This is a genomic window from Pseudomonas sp. G166 (assembly GCF_037027455.2).
Taxonomy (GTDB): domain Bacteria; phylum Pseudomonadota; class Gammaproteobacteria; order Pseudomonadales; family Pseudomonadaceae; genus Aquipseudomonas.
The window spans coordinates 2,811,326-2,830,780 of the sequence record NZ_CP146985.1 but is presented as its reverse complement, the minus strand read 5'-3'; the positions used below and the strand labels follow the sequence as shown (position 1 = coordinate 2,830,780).

At 59.6% G+C, this 19,455-nt stretch carries 15 protein-coding genes; 4 read left to right on the top strand and 11 right to left on the bottom strand.

The features are described from left to right. Nucleotides 1-49: 49 nt before the first annotated feature. From SGN16_RS12785 to SGN16_RS12765, 5 genes are all read right to left on the bottom strand, one after another. On the bottom strand, nucleotides 50-679 hold the full coding sequence (locus SGN16_RS12785) for a glutathione S-transferase (protein ID WP_210644534.1): 630 nt from the start codon (nucleotides 677-679) through the stop codon (nucleotides 50-52). Nucleotides 680-832: 153 nt separating this feature from the next. Then, complete coding sequence (locus SGN16_RS12780) at nucleotides 833-2,887, bottom strand: pyridoxamine 5'-phosphate oxidase family protein (RefSeq protein ID WP_335944236.1); 2,055 nt, start codon at nucleotides 2,885-2,887, stop codon at nucleotides 833-835. 235 nt (nucleotides 2,888-3,122) lie between these two features. Further along, complete coding sequence (locus tag SGN16_RS12775) at nucleotides 3,123-3,485, bottom strand: response regulator (protein ID WP_210644530.1); 363 nt, start codon at nucleotides 3,483-3,485, stop codon at nucleotides 3,123-3,125. Next, a complete protein-coding gene (locus tag SGN16_RS12770) occupies nucleotides 3,482-5,284 on the bottom strand; it encodes a PAS domain S-box protein (RefSeq protein ID WP_335944235.1) in 1,803 nt (600 codons plus the stop codon). Before SGN16_RS12770 ends, SGN16_RS12775 begins: the two co-directional genes overlap by 4 nt. A 198-nt stretch (nucleotides 5,285-5,482) precedes the next feature. Beyond that, a complete protein-coding gene (locus tag SGN16_RS12765) occupies nucleotides 5,483-7,093 on the bottom strand; it encodes a hybrid sensor histidine kinase/response regulator (protein ID WP_335944295.1) in 1,611 nt (536 codons plus the stop codon). Nucleotides 7,094-7,195: 102 nt separating this feature from the next. On the opposite strand from SGN16_RS12765, the gene SGN16_RS12760 reads away from it, so the two are divergent. The 3 genes from SGN16_RS12760 (at nucleotide 7,196) to SGN16_RS12750 (ending at nucleotide 10,617) form a co-directional block, all read left to right on the top strand. Next, the gene (locus tag SGN16_RS12760; RefSeq protein WP_210644526.1) at nucleotides 7,196-7,846 is read left to right on the top strand and encodes a response regulator transcription factor; all 651 of its coding nucleotides are present in this window, start codon (nucleotides 7,196-7,198) and stop codon (nucleotides 7,844-7,846) included. A 368-nt stretch (nucleotides 7,847-8,214) separates the two neighbouring features. Next, nucleotides 8,215-8,712, top strand: a complete 498-nt coding sequence (locus SGN16_RS12755; RefSeq protein WP_210644525.1) for a hypothetical protein — start codon at nucleotides 8,215-8,217, stop codon at nucleotides 8,710-8,712. 300 nt (nucleotides 8,713-9,012) lie between these two features. Continuing rightward, nucleotides 9,013-10,617, top strand: coding sequence for a hybrid sensor histidine kinase/response regulator (locus tag SGN16_RS12750; protein WP_335944234.1), 1,605 nt, complete (start codon nucleotides 9,013-9,015; stop codon nucleotides 10,615-10,617). Between the two features lie 256 nt (nucleotides 10,618-10,873). Here SGN16_RS12750 and SGN16_RS12745 read toward each other — a convergent pair whose 3' ends face one another. The 4 genes from SGN16_RS12745 to SGN16_RS12730 all read right to left on the bottom strand — a co-directional run bounded on the left by SGN16_RS12745 (nucleotide 10,874) and on the right by SGN16_RS12730 (nucleotide 15,372). Beyond that, on the bottom strand, nucleotides 10,874-12,229 hold the full coding sequence (locus SGN16_RS12745; RefSeq protein WP_335944233.1) for a PAS domain-containing methyl-accepting chemotaxis protein: 1,356 nt from the start codon (nucleotides 12,227-12,229) through the stop codon (nucleotides 10,874-10,876). A gap of 128 nt (nucleotides 12,230-12,357) precedes the next feature. Beyond that, nucleotides 12,358-13,188, bottom strand: coding sequence for an amidohydrolase family protein (locus tag SGN16_RS12740; RefSeq protein WP_335944232.1), 831 nt, complete (start codon nucleotides 13,186-13,188; stop codon nucleotides 12,358-12,360). A gap of 27 nt (nucleotides 13,189-13,215) precedes the next feature. Next, the gene (locus tag SGN16_RS12735; RefSeq protein ID WP_210644505.1) at nucleotides 13,216-14,505 is read right to left on the bottom strand and encodes an MFS transporter; all 1,290 of its coding nucleotides are present in this window, start codon (nucleotides 14,503-14,505) and stop codon (nucleotides 13,216-13,218) included. 135 nt (nucleotides 14,506-14,640) lie between these two features. After that, nucleotides 14,641-15,372, bottom strand: coding sequence for a GntR family transcriptional regulator (locus SGN16_RS12730; RefSeq protein ID WP_210644503.1), 732 nt, complete (start codon nucleotides 15,370-15,372; stop codon nucleotides 14,641-14,643). A gap of 248 nt (nucleotides 15,373-15,620) precedes the next feature. Here SGN16_RS12730 and SGN16_RS12725 point away from each other — a divergent pair, with 248 nt between their 5' ends. Continuing rightward, nucleotides 15,621-17,336 carry an amidase gene (locus tag SGN16_RS12725; protein WP_335944231.1) on the top strand — a complete coding sequence of 572 codons (1,716 nt, stop codon included), beginning with the start codon at nucleotides 15,621-15,623 and terminating at the stop codon, nucleotides 17,334-17,336. 85 nt (nucleotides 17,337-17,421) lie between these two features. Here SGN16_RS12725 and SGN16_RS12720 read toward each other — a convergent pair whose 3' ends face one another. Both SGN16_RS12720 and SGN16_RS12715 read right to left on the bottom strand, forming a co-directional pair. Beyond that, entirely contained in the window at nucleotides 17,422-18,765 is a 1,344-nt protein-coding gene (locus SGN16_RS12720) for a HAMP domain-containing sensor histidine kinase (RefSeq protein ID WP_335944230.1), read from the bottom strand. Further along, nucleotides 18,762-19,421 (bottom strand): response regulator transcription factor, encoded by a 660-nt coding sequence (locus SGN16_RS12715; RefSeq protein ID WP_135845820.1) that lies wholly within the window; start codon nucleotides 19,419-19,421, stop codon nucleotides 18,762-18,764. The genes SGN16_RS12720 and SGN16_RS12715 overlap by 4 nt, the downstream gene beginning before the upstream one ends. Between the last annotated feature and the right edge of the window lie 34 nt (nucleotides 19,422-19,455).

Below are 19,455 nucleotides of genomic sequence, written 5' to 3'. Positions count from 1 at the left end.
GGCGCAGGCGCTTGCCGTGATGGCTCACGGCAAGTCCCGGCAGTTTGAGTCAAGCGTGTTGCAAGCCCTTGGCCGTGCGCTGCATACCCACGAAATTCGGCAACGCTTCGATGCTGCCCAGCCACGCCCGAACATGCGGATAATCAGTCAACGCGACATTGCCCTCCGGCGCATGCGACACGTAGGTGTACGCAGCAACGTCGGCGATGGTGGGCTTATCACCCGCCAGGAACGGACTTTGTTCCAGCTCGCTCTCCATGACCTTGAGCAGGGCATGGGACCGGGCGATGGCGTCCTCGGCGTTATAGCTTGCACCAAACACGGTGATCAATCGCGCGTTGGCGGGTCCCGAATTGATCTGGCCGGCAGCCACTGAAAGCCAGCGCTGGACCCTGGCTTGTGCGAGTGGATCGCCCGGCAACCATTGGCCATCGCCATACTTTGTCGCCAGGTAAACCAGGATGGCATTGGAGTCAGCCAGGACGGTGCCGTTGTCATCGATCACCGGGACCTGGCCAAAACGGTTGAGGGCCAGGAACTCCGGGGTCTTGTGCTCGCCCTTCATCAGGTCCACGGAGATCAGTTCGGTCGGCAGGCCGAGCAGCGAGAGCATCAATTCGACGCGATGGGCGTGACCGGACAACGGATGGCGATAAAGCTTGATCGCTTTCTGAGACATGACGTACTCCATGTTGTTTTTTGAGGATCGAGGCGGGAATCGCGTCGATGGCGCTATCCTCCCCTCCTATCCCAAACAGCGGAATCACCAGCTTTTACAATCCAGCATTTCACTATTTGAAATAGTCAGCGGCCGGCTTCGCCTGCCCCTCTCTCAAACCTCCAGCACCAACGTCTCACTGCCCTCTGCCGGCACCGCGCAACAGATCAGCACCTCATCGTCGGCCAAAGGCTCCGCGGGGCTATTGAGGTAATGCACCTGGCCGCGCTTCAAGTGGGTTTTGCAGGTGCCGCAGGAGCCGCCGCGGCAACTGAACTCCGGACTCAGGCCGCGCGCCTCGGCCAGTTCCAGCAGGGTTCCACTGCCGGGTTCCCAGCGTGCTTCCTTGCCGGAGGTGGCGAACAATACCTTCACCGCCTCGCTCGCCGCCGGCGTCTGTGGCGTCGCCGGGACGCTGACTTCGGCGTCTCGGACCAGCGTCGACGGGCCAAAGGTCTCGGCGTGGATACGATCGTCCGGAATGCGCAATTTACGCAGTCCGTCATACAGCGCCTGGGTAAAACTGCCCGGCCCACACAGGTAGTAGTCGTAGTCGTCGAGTGGAAGCAGTTGCTTGAGCAGCCCCACGTCGATCCTGCCCGTCGCGTCATAGCCTTCGCCTGCCGGTGCCTCGCTGGGCGGTTGGCTGACCATCCGCAGTATCCGCACCTTGTCGCCGCCGCGGGCCGCCAGTTCATCGAGTTCCTCACGAAACGCCAGGTCGGCTACCGTACGCGCGCTTTGCACCACCCAGACCGGGCGCATGCGGCTGATGCGTTGCCCTTGGTAAACCACCTCGCGCAACATCGACAACAGCGGCGTGATGCCGACGCCCGCGGCGAGGAGTACCAACGGACGCCGCTCGGTGGGCTGGACAGTGAAATGCCCCTGGGGCGCTCGCGCGTCAATCTCGTGGGCCACCTGAATCTGCTCATGCAGGTGCGAAGACACCGAACCGTCGCGCTTGACGCTGATGCGCAGGAAGTCATCCGACGGCGCACTGGAGACGCTATAGGTTCGAATCGACGCAGCCTGTTGCCCATCCAGCAAGACCCGCACAGGCAGGTGCTGGCCGGCTTCAAAGCGAGGCAAACCAGCGCCGTCAGCCGCTTGCAGGTAAAAAGAGCGAATATTGTGGCTTTCATCCACCACGCGCTCCACCCGCAGTGGCCGCCAATGGCTGCGCAAGGCTTCGGCCTGCAAGCGCTCGGCGGCTTGCTCCCAACTGCCGGTCATCAATGAATTGGGCGAGTCCCCTTCGGCCTGGTCTTTCCAGCGCAAGGGAATCGCCGCCGGGCGATAGACAATACGCTGCGGCGTGAAGCGCATCAGCCGCTCGGCGCCCTGGAACGCGTTGATTTGCGGGTCGTCCAGCAACACTTGCGCCGAACCGCTCATCTGCAAGAGGTCGCCGGTTTGAAAATCGATGAACACCAGCCCTGCACGCGGGTTCAGCAAAATGTTACCCAGGGTGTTGAAGAACAGGTTTCCGGAAAAATCAGGAACGGTCAGCGTCCCGTCCTCGTCCATGCGCACAAAACCCGGCTTGCCGCCGCGATGGGACGCATCGACCTGGCGCTCGCCGTCACGGACCACATAGGTGGCGATATAAAACGAGTCGGCGGCCGCGACCAGGCGCCGTATCAGCGGGTCCGTCGGGGCCAACTCCCGTGGCGCGGCTACCTGCTCTTCAACAAAGGCGTATTGGCGCAGGTTGATATAACGCGGGCAATTGCCATAGGCCTGACTGACTGAAATCTCCAGGCCGTCCTCCAATTGACGACGCACATTCCCGTTCATGCGATTACGACGCCGGGTGTGCAACTCGATCCCCAACATGCCGATGGCATCCCCCTCGCCCATGCCCTCCTGGGCCGGGTCGTCGGGCTGCGGCTTGAGATCGATGTGCAAGGTTTGCGGCTCGGGCGAATGCATGAAGCCCGGCTGCCCGGTACGCAGGGTCGCCCACACGTCGCCCTGCCGATCCACAGTTCCCAAGACCACGAAAGGCAGTTGGGCGTAGAACTCACGGTGTTGATCCGGCATCCAGGTGCGGGCCAATTGCCGCTGGCCAACACTGGCCATCATGTCGACCGCGCCGACAGAGCGCTGCAATGTCAGCTCACCTTCATGCCAGGGCGAGGATGGTGGTTTCGAGGCTTCGTTCATCTGCTACTCCTCGCGCCCGCCGCATTGCAGCCTGGGCCAGTGCGCTACGATTAGGGAAGCTGCGCGACGTCTCTTGCATAGACGTGTAGTGCAGGTGGGGCCATCTTCTTCCCAAAGCGACTTCGCAGGAATACGCACAAACTGCAATCCACCATTTCATAAAATGAAATGGCGGCTTCCAGAGCGGGCTGCGGGGGATTCTCCAGGTCCGGAAACAGACCTGCGGGGCTGGAGGTCAGTGCCTCAGCGCAAGTGCGACTTTTTGCTGCAAGTCGTTCTGCGAAAACGGTTTGCGCAAGACTGGGTACTGGGCAAACTCGCCGGGCAGGCCACTGGCGCCGTATCCCGTGCTGAATAAGAATGGAATACCGCGCTCGCGGAGAATTTCAGCAACCGGGAAGATACGCTCACCGGCCAGGTTGACGTCCAGGATGGCCAGGTCAACCTGCGCCGTTCTGGCTATTTCAAGCGCCGTGGCGAGCTGCGCCACCGACGCCAGTACTTCACAGCCAAGCTCTTCCAACATTTCCTCGATCATCATGGCAATCGCGCCTTCGTCCTCGACAACGAACACCCTGACGCCAACGAATGGGGTCATGCCCCAGCCGCCCCGATCAGAAATGAGAAGCGACAGAAAACTCCCGACGGGGCAAAGACGAGATCAAATTTGCCAGCCAGATCGCGTTCGATGCAGCGTTTCATCAGACGCGAGCCCAAGCCTTCTCGTTTTGGCTGGGACACCGAGGGGCCGCCTTGCTCGCGCCAGTCGAGGGTCAGCAATGTTCCGCTCGATTGAGGTTGCAGCGTCCAGGTCACTGATAGCGTGCCCGTCTCAACGGACATCGCTCCGTATTTAAGCGTGTTGATCGCCAGTTCATTGAGCGTCATCGTGAGATTGAGCGCGACCCGAGTACTGACGTCGATAGAAGGCCCCTCGATTTTGATGCGGTTGGGCTCATGGCCGAATACCGGTATCAGCACTTCATGGGCAAGCGCGTCCAGGGGCGTATGACCCCAATGGCGCCTCGTCAGAAGATCATGGGCACGAGACAACGCCAGGAGCCGGGCCTCAAAACGGTAGTAACCGTCTTTCGCATCCTCGGCGTTACGCGCCGTTTGCGCCGCCAGGGATTGCACTGTGGCCAGGGTGTTCTTGACCCGGTGGTTGAGCTCATCGATCAAGGTCTTCTGGCGATTCTCCGCCTGCTTTCGCTCGGTGATATCGACCAGCATATTGATCGCCCCCACCAAATTGCCTTCGGCATCGTGCAGGGGCGTGGGGTACGGAATAAAGGGTACGCGGCTCCCGTCCGGCCGCTCGGCAATTGCCTCGACACCCCGAACGGAGCGGTTTTCCTTCAGGGCCACCGCCATCGGGCATTCATCGTGGGAAAGTGGGCTTTCGTCGTTGTTGAACAACTTCCAGGTCACGCACCACATGTCACCCAACTCAGGCGTGCGTCCCGACAACTCCACTGCCGCCCGATTGTAGAACGTGATGCAGCCCTCTGCGTCGGTGGTATAGACCGCAGCGGGCAATGCCTCGAGAAGGTTGCGCATATGCCGTTCGCTTTCGCGAACCTGGTTTTCCATCTGCTGGGCGACCGTGACATCGATGGTGAAACAGCGCGTATTGAAAAGCTTGCCGTCTTCGAAACGCCCGTTGGAGGTGATCGCGACATGCTTGATCGAACCGTCTTTGGCCTTTAAGCGCGCCGGATAACTGTCCAGGCAGTCGCCGCAACTCAATTTATCGAGGATGTCACCAATCACCGGCGCATCCACATGAAACTCGGTAATGTGGCGGCCAATGTACTCTTGCGCCGAATAGCCCAGCAGCGCCAACTCAGCCTTGTTGGCACGCAGGATGATGCCCTCGCCACTGACGATGTGCAGGCCGACCGCGCTATTTTCGAAAAAATCTTCAAGGTCGGCACTCTTGCGCCGCAACTCCTCGGCCACGGCGTGGTGCGCGGTGACGTCTTGAAAGCAATTGATCGCGCCTTGAATGGCGCCTCCCCGATCCTTGAGCGCGCGGATGTTCATCAGCGCCACGAACCGCGAGCCATCCGGACGCTGGATGATGACTTCCTGATTGCGTGTCACGACATCGCCATTGAGCGCCGAAGCCGTGGGACCATCTTCAAGCGCCAACGGCGTACCGTCTGTCAAGAAAAGTCGATGCGAGCCGCAGAAGCGATCACCGTTCTGACCGAGGGCCGGGGTCCTGCCCCACAGCCCGGCGGCCTCGCTGTTGTACCGGACGAGCCACCCTTCGCGATCACAAAGGTACACGGCACCAGGAATGGCTTCGAGCGCACTGGTGCCTATGGAAAGTAAACTGTCGTACTCGCTCAGCGTAATGGTATCCCTGGCAAGCTCTTCAACATTGGACATCAATCAATCCTCAATCCGTCTGGCTGTAACGTCCCTGCTGTCTGTCGACGCAAAATTATCATCCTGAGTCGGCGATCCCAGCTCGGATTAACCCCATTGAATGCGGGTACGGATATTTTTTAAAACTGCAGTGCTGAAACTCTTGATCCCGATTCGCCTGGCGAGTTCATAAAAACCCGGAGCGTTGTAACTTTTTGGCTAATAAGTCTTGGCAGCGACCTGTTTGGTCAATTCGAGCAAGGTAGCCCGTAACTCTGGCGGACGTACGGGTTTAGCCAGGATTGAAATGTTCATGTGGCTCAACGCGTGGCGGATTCTTTCAATCTCATGGCCGGTCATGATCATTGCGGGCACTTCCCAGCCACGTTGCTCACGAATCGCTGCAATGCATTCTGAGCCCGACACCTTCGTGCCCAGGTCGAAGTCGGCAATGATGATGTCGCATTCGCTTGTCACTCCCACCCCATCGCTGTGGGTCTCCACCTCACAGCCCCACTTTTCCAGCAACGCCGAGGTTGCCATCAGCACGTTGGCATCGTCCTCCACCAGACACACCCGCAAACCACGCAAACGACTTTGTGCCGGGGCGGGCCTGTCAGCGATGGCCCTTGGCGCGACTCTTTCCAACCCGCCGATCATGGCGCGAGTGCCCCTTCCGAGCCTGGAGTCCAACTGGATATCCAGGTTGATCAAATGGCTGATGCGCTTGACGATCGACAATCCCAGGCCAAGCCCTTCGACATCCTTGTCGCGTACATGACGCACCCGGTAAAACTCCTTGAACACCTGGGGTAAATGTTCGGCGGCGATACCGCGCCCCTTGTCATAAATGACGATGGCCAGGCTGTTTCCTGCTGGACGCACACCAATCAATACGGGCTGGCCAGGCGCGTACTTGAGCGTATTGGAGACCAGGTTCTGCACCATGGTAGCCAGCAGGCCGGCGTTGACATTGACCCAATGCCGGCAAGGTCGCAAGCGCAGTTCAACGCCGGCCCAGCGCGCCGCCTCGGTATTTTGCTTGACGACATCCTGTAGCAACGCCCCCAGGTGCACCGGTTCGGAGAGTGGTTCGAGTTTGCCATTATCAAGCGTGTAGATGTCCAGAATCGAGCGAAACAGCTGTGAAACGATATGCAGCGAGCGATCGATATTGTCCACCAGGCGCAACTCTTCCTTGCCCAACTGAGCATCGCGCAAGCAGGCGGTGAACAATCCTATCGAGTGAATCGGTTGGCGCAGGTCATGGCTTGCCTGAGCCAGGAAGCGGGATTTTTCCTGATTTGCAGCAATTGCCTCTTGCGAAGCGATGCGGGTACGTGTCAAGAGGATATGCGCGTATGCGGGAACCACGATGGTGGTCACGATCAACATCAGGAACATGTAGGGTTGGCCACGCCAGAACGGCGTGAGCAGGAAAATCAGAACCAGCATCGCCAGCGCGATCAGCGTTGCAGCCGCGAGGTAGCGCGAACCGAAGCGCATGCCATTGCCCAAGGTCACCCAAAGCAAAGCAGCGTATACCGGCAGCGCACCTTCCCCGCCCACGATCATGGCGAAGGCAATGCCCGAATAGTCGTGCGTCATGGCAAAGAGCCGACGCCAGAAATAGTGCCCTGGCCAGCGCTTGATCGCCATGCGCAGCGGAACCGCGACAATGATGAAAAAGGCCATGTACCACATGATCGGTACATAGGTCGCGAAGTCACTGGAGGGAAGATAAGCGACCACGATGATATAGAGCGAGGCGCAGGTACTGACCGTCAATCTCAAGGTCGCTTGATCGAGTTCGCTATTCTTTTCCGTGATAGTCACAGTGATATTCCAATTCAAAGGATTGTTTCAAACTTGAAACTCGAGTTTCCAGTTTAGGTTACGATGCGCGTACTTGAAGATCAGGAGATCTCGGGCATGACGTGTAGGGTAATTGTGGCAGATGACCACCCGCTGTTTCGCGAAGGGATGCTGAAAACCATTGAGCGACTGCTACCGACGGCCACCATAGAGCAGGCGGGCAACCTTGATGAAGTACTGGCCCTCGCACGGTCGGGCACGGAGGTGGACTCGCTGATTCTTGATCTGCGCTTCCCCGGTATCAAATCGCTGCAAGTCATCGGCCATTTGCGCAACGAGTTCAAACGCACCTCGATCATTGTGGTTTCAATGATTGACGACATCGACGTCATTTCCCAGGTAATGTCATTGGGTGCAGACGGTTTCATTGGAAAGAATGTCGACCCCGCTGGCATTGCCGAAGCGATCATGGCCATTCGCGAAGGCGAAGTGATCGTCAAATATCATTCGGAAAATTCGATTCTCGACGATTTGCAGTCAGAGGCCCTTTCCCAACTGACGGCGCGCCAACGCCAAGTCCTTGGTCTGGTGGCGGATGGCAAGACCAACAAGGAAATCGCCAAGGAACTGGGTATTTCACCTTTCACGGTGCGTATCCATGTCTCAAGCTTGCTCAAGGCCCTGGGTGTTCCGACCCGTGCGGCCGCAGCGGCTCAATTTTCCAACTTCCCGAGCAGCAGTGGCTGGCCTGGGAAAAACAAACTTTAGACGCGCTGGGCTCCCGCATGACGTCATGCAAAAGATGGTGATGTAAATTGAGACAGGGCTATCGAACTTATATGAGGCGTTATCCTCTGTCCTACTGGCTAAAGCCATAGCACACTTGTGCTATGGCTTTAGCCAGTCTCTGCACTCTACTCTGTGAGCGCCCTATAAAGGCTGACACGAACAGCCAACCTACTTGGACAACATATGAACCCTACGCCGGGCCTATGACCGCGCGTATCGATGTTTTGTGGCTTGCTGGCCCTATAGGGTTAAACAGATCGATTGGCTATGCAACGCTGGGCCAACTTCACCGTCAGTTCGGTCGAAGAATGGAACGGTCCTGAAAATACAACTCAAGGTAAGTCCCTATGTCCTTCAACTATGGAAAAACACTAAGAAATGGAGTGGCGCTGTGCGTGTTGGCTGGGTTCATCAGCGGCTGTACAAACTCGGGCGACTTAATGAACTCCTTGAACTCCTTGAATTCGGGCGCGAAGAAATTCGATACCACTTATCTGAAGCAGACGATTTATCCAGGCAAGACCACTAAAAGCCAGATCAACCAGATGTTTGGCGCTCCCACGAGTGAAGAGCTCAATTCGACAAGTAGCAGCAACGAGTCGAATTGGACATACGACAAACGTGAGGAAGGTCTCGATAAGTACATGAAGCTGGCGCACAAATATGTATCGACCGAGACGAGCCTGAAGATGTATGACACCTCAGCACAGCTCTCCAAAGCTCAAGGCGTGGCGAACGACGTAAGCAGCGTAACCGGCACCAAGACGACCCAGAGTCAAACCCAGGGAACAGTGCTGACGATCTATTTCGTCGACGACGTAGTGAAATATTACCGGGTCTATTAAGGCCCAACACAACCCACGACTTTGGCTGGCCACTGAACTGCTAAGTCTCAGGGCTAGCCGAAGCGGCCTGATCCAACCTTTCCAAGTATCTGCGTCCAGCACGCATCCCTTGCGATGCCGCAACGCAGTCTTTCCAGTCGCCACCTCATTCAACCAATCACCTTTGAGTCAAGCGGCCAGCGACATGACATCTGGCGGAGCTCGCCTTACCGCTATCAATCAACGTGTGTCGTCACGCAAAGGCACAACTACACTCGCTCGCGAAACCCAACATCTACTCTGTCATGAGGTTGAAGGTCAGTGGAGAAGAACAGCGAACTCAATCAGGCTACGGTACGCCTGATCGTCAGCGCTTGTGCGTTGTTGTACATCATCATCCTGGCCAACATTGAGGCCGATGACGCCACTGCCTATAGGCCGATCATCATTTACATCGTGACGTTCATCATTGCCTCGGTATTCCTGCGCTTGCTCATCCAGCGCAAGCCGGGGCACTTCTTCTGGCGACGCCTTTTCACCATGTTTCATGACTACGCCGGCATCGCTTTTGCCATGGTGCTGGGGGGTGAAAGCGCATTGCCCATCTATGCAGCACTGCTCTGGGTGACGTTGGGCAACGGCGTGCGTTTCGGTTCTCGCTACCTGGCACTGGCGACTTCCATCGCACTGTCGGTATTGGTGCTGATTTTCTGGCTCAGTCCATTCTGGCAGGCCCAGCCGTACATGTTCCTGATGTTGATCGTGACCACCATCGTGGTGCCGGCCTACACGCACATTCTGCTCCAGCGCACACGAATTGCCTCCGAGGAGGCCATCACCGCCAACCAGGAGAAATCACGTTTCCTGGCCCAGGCCAGTCATGACCTGCGCCAACCGATCCACTCCATCGGCCTGTTCACCGCCTGCCTGCGTGACGCCAAGCTGGGCCTGGAAGAGTTGCGCCTGGTGGATAACATCGACCGTTCGCTGCACACCGTGTCGCAGCTGTTTCGCTCGATCCTCGATATCTACACCCTGGACCACGGCAAACTGGTGCCGCAGGCAGATACGGTTCACTTGGGCGCGCTGCTGCAGGACGTGGTGAGGCAAAATACCGAGGCGGCACGCTGGGCAGGGGTTGAGCTGCGCCTGCGCGCCTGCCCTTATTGGGTCAACATCAATCCTGGATTGTTGACCACCATGGTCCAGAACCTGCTGTCCAACGCCCTCAAATACGCCCCGGGCCGACCGGTACTGATCGGCGTACGACGCCAGGGCACGGGCCTGGCCGTGGTGATCTACGACAGGGGACGAGGTATCGCTGCCGAGCATCTGCCCGAGGTGTTCAAGGAGTTTTACCGGGTGCGCCATGTTCGCGACAAAGATGTCGAGGGGTTGGGCCTTGGGCTGTCCATCGTCAAGCGCATCAGCCAGCTACTCGAGGTCGATGTTCATATCCATTCCAGAGTCGGACGGGGCACTAAGGTGGCGATCAGCGGCCTGGAACAAGCGACCCCAAGGGTCATGACGCCCAAGCGCAAGAGCGCCCAAAGCCGCTTGAACGGATTGCGGGTGTGCCTGGTAGAGGACGATGCCAACGTCTTGATGGCGACCTCGGCGCTACTGGAAAAGTGGGGTTGCCGGGTGCAAACCCACAGCGACGGCCAGGGACTGAGCAGCGATTGCGACATCATCATCGCCGACTTTGACCTGGGCACGAAGATGTCGGGTTCCGAGTGCATCACGGCAATACGCGAGCAGCGTGGCTGGGAAGTCCCAGCGTTGATCATGACCGGGCATGAGATAGAACGGATACGTGGGTCACTGCACAGCCTGAACATTTCGGTCTTGGCCAAGCCCGTGCGACCGCCGGAATTGCGCGCGGTACTGCTGGGGTTGGTCAAAACAGAGCAGCCCAAGGTCTAGCGGGACGGGTCGAAAATCCTTGCAAGCTGCCCTATCGCTATCGCGAGCAAGTTCGCTCCCACAAGGGATTGGCGGTGGACCTGGATTTTTCGCCCACCCGCAACCAGCGTGGGAGCGAGCTTGCTCGCGATGGCGGCTTCACTGTCAACTGATCCAGCATTATCGCGGGCCAGCTCGGTTCCCACAGGAAATGAGGCGGTGCATGAGTCTTGCTGTCGACCCAGAGAATCCAGGGTCGACCTGGAGGAGCGCGGGCTCAGCCGACCCAGCCGACGGCCGTCTTGGGTATCACTTCGGACTCATCGAGCTTGGAGGCGAACATGCTCACCGCTTCGAGCGCATCAGTGGTCCCGGCCCTGATCTGCAGGATGACCGATCCGGCCTGGTCTGCCAGCGTTACCCCACGCAGCGCGCCTTCATGGGTGACGTTCATGCTCGCGACGGCGTCGCGGGTTTCGGAAAGGATCATGCCGATCATTTCGGCGATCTCGGCGGTGGAGCGGCTCGTACGCCCGGCCAATTGTCGAACTTCGTCGGCAACAACCGCAAAGCCCCTGCCCTGGTCCCCAGCCCGCGCGGCTTCGATGGCCGCGTTGAGCGCAAGCAGGTTGGTCTGGTCAGCGATGCCGCGAATGGTATTGACGATGGCGGTGATTTCTTCTGAACGAGCCCCCAACTGCCCGACCAAACGCCCGGATGCCCCAATGTTTTCGGCAATCTGGCGCATTTCCTTGGCCGTCTGCTGGATGACCTGCGCGCCCTGTTCGGCGACTTTTTCGGTCTCGGCGGAGATGTGGTAGGCGCGGGACGCACCGCGTGAATCCTCTTCGAACTTTTCCACCCGCTCGGTGATGTCACTGGCAAACTTCACGATCTTGCTCAGTTTGCCTTCGGCATCGTAGACCGGGTTGTAGCTGGCCTCCAGCCAAACGACCTTGCCGTGCTTGCCCAGGCGCTTGAATTGACCGCTGAAGAACTCACCGGCATTGAGGCGACGCCAGAAATCACTGTATTCAGCGCTGCTGACCAGGTTCGGCTCGCAAAACATCCGGTGGTGCTTGCCCTTGATCTCGGCCAGCGAATAACTCATGGTGCTGAGGAAGTTATCATTGGCGGTCAAGACGTTACCGCTCAAATCGAACTCGATCACCGCCATCGCACGATCCAATGCTACAAGCTTGCCGCGTGTTTCGGCCTCGCTGACGACCCGGGCAGTCACGTCGAGTGCGTACTTGACGACTTTGGCTACACGGCCCTGCTCGTCCATCACAGGGTTATAACTGGCCTCCAGCCAAACGTTCTGGCCCTGGGAGGTGCGCCGCTGAAAAGTGCCGGAAACGAACTGGCCGGTGCGCAACTTGTTCCAGAATTCGCGGTACTCGGCACTGGCCACCAACGCGGGCGTACAGAAATCTCGATGGGACAGGCTCGCCAACTGCTCGGCGCGGTAACCCATGGTTTTCAAGAAATTTTCGTTGGCGCGCAGGACCTTGCCATCCGGGCTGAACTCGACCACGGCCATCGACCGCTCCAGAGCGCCGACTAATCCCTTGTACGTAGCCAGTTCGGCTGTCCTAGCCGCCAGTTCTTCTTTTAGCGTCTTATTAAACATGACGTACCCTCGGCGAACCCGGAAATCAATCGGACCTACAAGGGTATCGGCTGACCGGTTGGGCGCTTTATACAGCACGACGCAATTATGTTTTGACGCCAGAAAAACAAATGTCAGCGTCCCGGCCTTCAAAACCTGAACAACGACCGAGCAGTCTCCACCAGCAACGCGCGCATAAGCGGCGCCGAGCACTGTAAGGCTTGCAACTGCGCCATCACGGTATCGAAACCGACATTCCCTTCATGCTGCGTATGCGGCCAGTCGCTGCCCCACACCAGACGGCGCGGGCCGAAATTCTGCTCCAACAGGGACAATGAGGCTCGGGCGAACGCCAGGTTCTGTTGCTCTGTCCCGGCCAATCGATAGATAGCGGAAACCTTCATCCACACCCGCCCCCCCTGGCCCAACTCCATCAACTCGGCAAAACCGGGTTGAGCAGTGCCCAAACGTGCGTCAGGACGGCCGAAGTGATCGATCACCAGCTTGATGCCGAACGGCATCAACTGACGAATCAGTCCAGGCAAATCCTCAACATTGCGGTGTAATTCGACATGCCAATCCAATTCAGCGAGGTGGCCGAAAAAACCTCTCCAGGCAGCGTCGCGAAAGTCAGGCAAGGCTTTGCCCATCAGGTTCAAACGCACGCCGACCACGCCTGACCGGGCCATGTCGTCCAACACCGCGCGGCTGACGTCTGGCTCCAGCACCACGACCCCGCGCAATTGCTCCGGAGCCTGCCGCAACGCTGCCAGCAGGTAGCGGTTATCGGTACCGAGAAAGCTCGGCTGCACCAATACACCATGGCTCAGGCCATGGCTTTGCAGGTGTTTGAGGTACTGCGCAAGCGTGGCGTCATAGTCGGGGGTATAACGCCGCGCCGCGGCCAGCTTCAACTCGCGGCTGAACACATGAGCATGGGCGTCGATGCCGGTGATCGGCGTGGAACAGGTATCAGGCATGGGTTTCATCTATCGAGGTGAAAGTCATCAGGCTCGGGCGCTCTCGGTCCCGCCGGCAGCGGTTTGCACCGATGCCGCCGAGGCTTCGAGGCTACGCCCTCGGGTTTCCGGCAAGCACAGCGCCGCGACCACGGCTACGCCATAGGCAATCCCGGCATCGATACCGATGGCCGACCCCAAGGACATGGAGTCGCTCATGTGGCCGACCAGGAACGGGAACACCGCCGAGAGCACACGGCCAAAGTTGTAGCAAAACCCCACACCGGCGCCGCGTACGTCCGCCGGATACAACTCATTGAACAGCGCGCCGAGGCTGGCCGGAATGCCGGCGGCGAAGAAGCCGAGCGGGAACCCGAGGAACAGCATCTGGGTATTGGTCAGTGGCAGGAACACATAACACTGCACAGTCACCACGCAGCACAATGCGAACAACACGATGTTTTTGCGCCGGCCAATGCGATCGATCAGCAAGCCACTGACCACGCAGCCACACCAGAAGGCAAAAATGATCACCGCCAGGTAGCCGCCGGAGTTCAGCACCGACAGGTTGCGCTCGGTCTTGAGAAAGGTCGGCAGCCAGGTCATCACCGCGTGATAACCGCCATGGGCACCCAGGCCCAACAGCCCGCCAAACAGTGTCACGCGGATCAGTTCCGGACGAAAGATGCCGGCCAATGACTTGAAGAAACTCTGCGGGATGGCCTTCTCTTTTTGCAGGCGCTGGAAGCTGTCGGGCTCTTCGACGTTGCGCCGCACCCAGATGATCAGGAACGACGGCAGCAAACCAACGATGAACATCACCCGCCAGGCCATGTCCTGCGGCACGAAGGAATAGATCAGCGTGAAGACCCCGACCGCCAGTCCCCAGCCCACCGCCCAGGCACTTTGAACCGTGCCCATGACCTTGCCGCGGTACTTGGGGTTGATGGTCTCGGCCATCAATACCGCACCGGCAGCCCATTCCCCACCGATCCCGAACCCCTGCAGGGCCTTGACGATCAACAACTGGTGGAAGCCGGTAACGAATGCCGACAAGAAGGTGAAGCACGAGAACCACAGGATCATCCATTGCAGCGTACGCACCCGACCGTAGCGGTCCGACAGCGTGCCACCAACCCAACCACCAATGGCCGAGGTGACCAGGGTCACGCCGCTGATCAGCCCCGCATCCCCCTTGCTCAAGGCGAATGCGGCGATCAGCGCCGGTATCGCCAGGCCGAACATCTGTACTTCCAGCGCGTCGAGCGACCATCCCCCGAAGCAGGCCCAAAACGTTTTGCGCTCCCGCGCAGTGACTTGGCGATACCAGCTGAACATGATTCTTATCCTTATACGTCGAACGAAAGGCAGCCGAGAGCGAACCGCGCCGCTGCAGGGCCAGTCATGGCAAACACAATGGTAAAAACAGCGGCTACCGACGGGCCGCTGTACGCTCCGTCAACCCGACATGGGTCAGCGAATTTCCACGCTGTAGCGGAAATGCTCGGCATGCCCACGTGAGCGTCGCCACTCCAGGGGGGTGCCGGCGTAGTCACGCGCCAGACGCTCGATCACCACCACCGGGCTATTGACCGGCACCTGCAGCAATCGCGCGTGCACGTCACTCACCGATTCGGCGGTGAGGGTCTCTTCGGCATAGGCGACCACCTGGCCGCAGGTTTCTTCATAGATGGGGTACAGCAAAGGCCCTTTCTGGCTCAGGTCGATCTCGAGCAACGGTTGGAAGCGGCTACGCGGCAGCCAGATTTCTTCGGCCAGTACCGGTTTCACGTCCAACAGACGCACACGCACGATGCGGATCACCGGCGCGTCGACCGGCAGCCCCAGCGCCTGGGCCACCGCCGAAGGTGCCGGCACGGGCTCGATGGACAAGATGCGGCTCTCCGGCACCCGGCGTTCACCGGCGGCGCTTTGAAACCGGAAGAACCGGAACAGCGAGGACTGAAACTGCGGCCGTCGAATGAACGTACCGCGCCCTTGCTGACGCTCCAGGACACCTTCACTGACCAGCGCATCGACCGCTTTGCGCACAGTGCCAGTGGACAGTTGGTATTCGGCCGACAGCGCGGCCTCGGTAGGAATCGCCTCCCCCGGACGCCAGCGATTGTTGGCGATCTGTTCGGCCAATTGGTCGCGCAGACGTTGATAGAGCGGTAGGCGGACATCGCTGGAGAGAGAGTTCATCGACCTTATTCACCTTGTTATCTAGTCATATATATGAATATGGGTGGCGAGTATTTGCTCAGGCTGGTTCGTTGTCAAGAATGAACCGAGTACCTTGTGGACCCGTGGTGAAGAATACATTGCCCAATAGACCCTCAGTCCGCAGGCGTAGTACAGTGAGCAAAAGCCGATAAATATCCACTTTGAGATGTCAGGATCTGATTTTGAATGGCCCTGCCCTGTCATCCCTCTGCCGCGACGGTAATAGCATGATCGAAATCACCGAAGTCTCCATTGCCCAGCTGCGTGCTGCCCTCGAGTCCGGCCAGACGACTGCGGTAGAGCTGGTCCAAGCCTACCTCGCCCGCATCGAGGCCTACGACGGCCCCAATACGCCTACCGCGCTCAATGCGGTGGTGGTTCGCAACCCCGATGCACTGGCGGAAGCGCAGGCGTCCGATGTCCGTCGGGCCAGCGGCCAGACACTGGGCCCGCTCGATGGCATTCCCTATACCGCCAAGGACAGTTATCTGGTGAAGGGGCTCACCGCCGCGTCCGGAAGCCCGGCTTTCAAGAACCTGGTGGCCTATCGCGATGCGTTCACCATCGAACGGCTACGCGCCGCCGGGGCGATCTGCCTCGGCAAGACCAATATGCCGCCCATGGCCAATGGCGGCATGCAACGCGGGGTGTATGGCCGTGCCGAGAGCCCGTACAACGGCGACTACCTCACCGCGCCGTTTGCCTCGGGCTCCTCGAACGGTGCAGGCACGGCAACCGCGGCCAGTTTCGCGGCGTTCGGCCTTGCCGAGGAGACCTGGTCGAGCGGACGCGGCCCGGCCTCGAACAATGGCTTGTGCGCCTACACGCCGTCACGCGGCGTGATATCGGTGCGCGGCAACTGGCCGTTGACGCCGACGATGGACGTGGTCGTGCCCTACGCCAGGACCATGGCCGACCTGCTCGAGGTGCTGGACGTGGTAGTGGCGCAAGATCCCGACACGCGGGGCGATCTATGGCGCCTGCAACCCTGGGTGCCGATTCCCAGTGTCGAGTCGGTGCGTCCCGCCTCGTATCCGAGCCTGGCAACCGACCCGAGTGCACTCGCCGGCATTCGCTTCGGCGTTCCGCGCATGTACATCAACGCCGACCCTGCAGCGGGCACGGCGCCCGCCCCTGGCATCGGCGGTCCGACGGGGCAGCGAATCATCACCCGTGCCTCGGTGATCGACCTCTGGAAAGAGGCCCGCCAGGCCCTTGAAGCCTATGGCGCCGAAGTAGTCGAGGTGGATTTTCCACTGGTGTCCAACTGCGAAGGCGATCGCCCTGGCGCCCCGACGGTGTTTACTCGTGGCCTGGTATCCAAGGAGTTCCTGCACCATGAACTGTGGGATCTGTCGGCCTGGGCCTTCGATGATTTCCTGCGGGCCAACGGTGACCCGAAACTGAACCGCCTGGCCGATGTCGACGGACCGAAGATCTTCCCTCACGACCCCGGCACCCTACCCAACCGCGAGGACGATCTCGCCGCGGGCATGGATGAATACGTGAAGATGGCCCAGCGCGGCATCACACCTTGGGATCAGATCCCCACCCTGCCTGATGGTCTGCGCGGACTTGAGCAAACCCGGCGAATCGATCTCGAAGACTGGATGGACCGGCTGGGCCTGGACGCGGTGATTTTCCCGACCGTCGCCGACGTTGGCCCCGCAGATGCCGATATCAATCCGGAGTCTGCCGATATCGCCTGGAGCAACGGCGTGTGGGTCGCCAATGGCAACCTTGCCATCCGCCACCTGGGTGTGCCCACCGTGACGGTGCCAATGGGCGTCATGGCGGACATCGGCATGCCTGTCGGCCTGACGTTTGCCGGACGTGCCTACGACGATTCGACGCTGTTGCACTTGGCTTCGGCATTTGAGTCGATGGGGTCCAAACGGATGATCCCCCCTCGGACGCCACCACTGGGGAGTGGCAAGCAATAACTTGGGGGCGGGCTCAGGCCCGCCCTTCTCCTCGCGATAAAACCAACACCCAACGCGCGAGCGCATGGTAGGCCAAGCCTGCTGCTCAACCTTCGATCGTCGAGGCGAGCGGTAACCAGACGCCGACTTCGAATCCGTCCTGCCGGTCTTTTGCCGGTGATGCCAGCATGATTCGTCCGTTCACCCCTTGCACAATCGTTTTGACAATCGCCAAACCCAACCCCGACCCGCTGACGTCACTCTGACCGCGCACGAAACGTTCGGTCAACTGCTGCAACACGGGTTCCGGCACCGCGGGCCCGCCGTTGACCACCCGTAGCAACGCTTGGTCAGAGAGGCTGACTTCAATGGGTTGATCGGCCGCGCCGTACTTCAAGGCATTTTCGATCAGGTTGCGCAAAAGGATCCCAAAAGCGTCCGGGTCAATGGTCGAGTACACACTGGCCTGCGCAGGAAGCTGCAGCTCGATCAGCCGATCACTGCTGTGACGCCACTCATCGACCACATGGGCCAGCAACGGAATGAGGTCCTGGGGCGTTTGCGACAACAGCCCTGCGCCCTCGGCCTTGGCCAGTTGCATGAGTTTTTCCGAGAGCCGCGCCAATTCGCGTAGCGAGTGTTCGATTTTCGCCGCACGCAGCCGCAACGGGCCCTCGGGTGCTTCATGGCGCAGGCGCTGGACCTGGGCCAAGGTCGCGGCCAAGGGCGTGCGCAATTCATGGGCACTGTTGGCGGTAAAACTGCGCTCGGCTTCCAAGGCCTTGCGCAAGCGCTTGAGCAAATGGTTGACCGCATCCGCCAGCGGATTGATTTCCGCCGGCAAGCGCAACACCTTGATCGGCGACAGATCACCGGCGCCACGGTTCTCCACGGCACGCCGATAGGCCAGCACACTGCGCAGGCTCATGCGCACGAATAACCAGGTGCCCAACAGGCTGACGGGTATCAATATCAATAACGGCAAGAGCAAGGCCAACAAAGCTTCCCGTGCAGCCTCACGACGATGCCCAAGGGGCTCGGCGATTTCGATGAACACCGACTCGCGCAGTGCACTGGCGCCATACAGACGGTATTTGCCAGTGGTGGAGAAGCCTTCAGTCGGTTGTTTACTGAAGATTTTCGGATTGGCATCGTGGGACTGCATCAGGATCCGGCCCTGGGCATCGCGGACCAAGTAGGTCAGGTATTCCTTGTGCATTTTCAGCGCTGCCACCAGTTGCGCCTTATCCGCGTCTTCACGATTGCTGATTTCCAGCACGGCCAAGGGCAGGATCCGCTGCGCGGTCTCCGCCAGCGCGCTGTCGAACATCTCATCCAACTCCTGCTGCACCACCCGCCATGTGCCGACGGTCGCGGCAAGCCAAAGCACGGTCATGCCCAGCGTCAATCCTAGGCAAAGGCGTTTTTGCAGGCTGAACGAGGCACTCATGGGGATATCAACCGATAGCCCATGCCACGCACGGTTTCAATGAAGTCGCGACCCAGTTTCTTGCGCAGCCGGCTGATATAGACCTCGATCGTGTTGCTCTCGATCTCCGCGCCGAAGGCATACAGGCGCTCTTCGAGCTGCGTCTTGGACAGCAACGCGCCGGGACGCTGGACGAACGCCTCGAACAACGCCCATTCCCGCGCCGTCAGGTCCACGGACACGCCGGCCCGCTGTACCGTCCGAGCACTCATGTCGATGTGCAGCTCGCCGATTCTGATCTGCGGATTGGGGTTGCCACTGTACCGACGGGCCACCGCCGCCACACGGGCCGAGAGCTCAAACAGGTCGAACGGTTTGACCAGGTAGTCATCGGCCCCGGCATTGAGCCCGGCGATGCGATCGGATATCTGGTCCTGGGCGGTCAGGATGATCACCGGGGTCGCATCCCCTGCACCACGTTGCTGGCGCAAGAAATCCAGTCCGCGACCGTCCGGCAGCATCAAGTCGAGCAGGATCAGGTCGTAAGGGGTCGTGCGTACGCTGTTGCGCGCATGAGCCAGGCATTGCACCCAATCGACGGCGTGGCCGTCATCGGCGATCTGTTCGCGCACCGCCTCCCCCAACCTTGGCGCGTCCTCAACCAATAAAACCCGCATCTGGCAGCTCCTGTGATGGTGGTCGTGCAGCACC

What these genes read in the sequence shown, in the direction of transcription:
- SGN16_RS12770 (WP_335944235.1), bottom strand. Translation starts at nt 5,284, where the DNA reads ATGTCCAATGTTGAAGAGCTTGCCAGGGATACCATTACGCTGAGCGAG.
- SGN16_RS12725 (WP_335944231.1), top strand. Translation starts at nt 15,621, where the DNA reads ATGATCGAAATCACCGAAGTCTCCATTGCCCAGCTGCGTGCTGCCCTC.
- SGN16_RS12780 (WP_335944236.1), bottom strand. Translation starts at nt 2,887, where the DNA reads ATGAACGAAGCCTCGAAACCACCATCCTCGCCCTGGCATGAAGGTGAG.
- SGN16_RS12735 (WP_210644505.1), bottom strand. Translation starts at nt 14,505, where the DNA reads ATGTTCAGCTGGTATCGCCAAGTCACTGCGCGGGAGCGCAAAACGTTT.
- SGN16_RS12715 (WP_135845820.1), bottom strand. Translation starts at nt 19,421, where the DNA reads ATGCGGGTTTTATTGGTTGAGGACGCGCCAAGGTTGGGGGAGGCGGTG.
- SGN16_RS12745 (WP_335944233.1), bottom strand. Translation starts at nt 12,229, where the DNA reads ATGTTTAATAAGACGCTAAAAGAAGAACTGGCGGCTAGGACAGCCGAA.
- SGN16_RS12720 (WP_335944230.1), bottom strand. Translation starts at nt 18,765, where the DNA reads ATGAGTGCCTCGTTCAGCCTGCAAAAACGCCTTTGCCTAGGATTGACG.
- SGN16_RS12755 (WP_210644525.1), top strand. Translation starts at nt 8,215, where the DNA reads ATGTCCTTCAACTATGGAAAAACACTAAGAAATGGAGTGGCGCTGTGC.
- SGN16_RS12730 (WP_210644503.1), bottom strand. Translation starts at nt 15,372, where the DNA reads ATGAACTCTCTCTCCAGCGATGTCCGCCTACCGCTCTATCAACGTCTG.
- SGN16_RS12785 (WP_210644534.1), bottom strand. Translation starts at nt 679, where the DNA reads ATGTCTCAGAAAGCGATCAAGCTTTATCGCCATCCGTTGTCCGGTCAC.
- SGN16_RS12760 (WP_210644526.1), top strand. Translation starts at nt 7,196, where the DNA reads ATGACGTGTAGGGTAATTGTGGCAGATGACCACCCGCTGTTTCGCGAA.
- SGN16_RS12775 (WP_210644530.1), bottom strand. Translation starts at nt 3,485, where the DNA reads ATGACCCCATTCGTTGGCGTCAGGGTGTTCGTTGTCGAGGACGAAGGC.
- SGN16_RS12740 (WP_335944232.1), bottom strand. Translation starts at nt 13,188, where the DNA reads ATGCCTGATACCTGTTCCACGCCGATCACCGGCATCGACGCCCATGCT.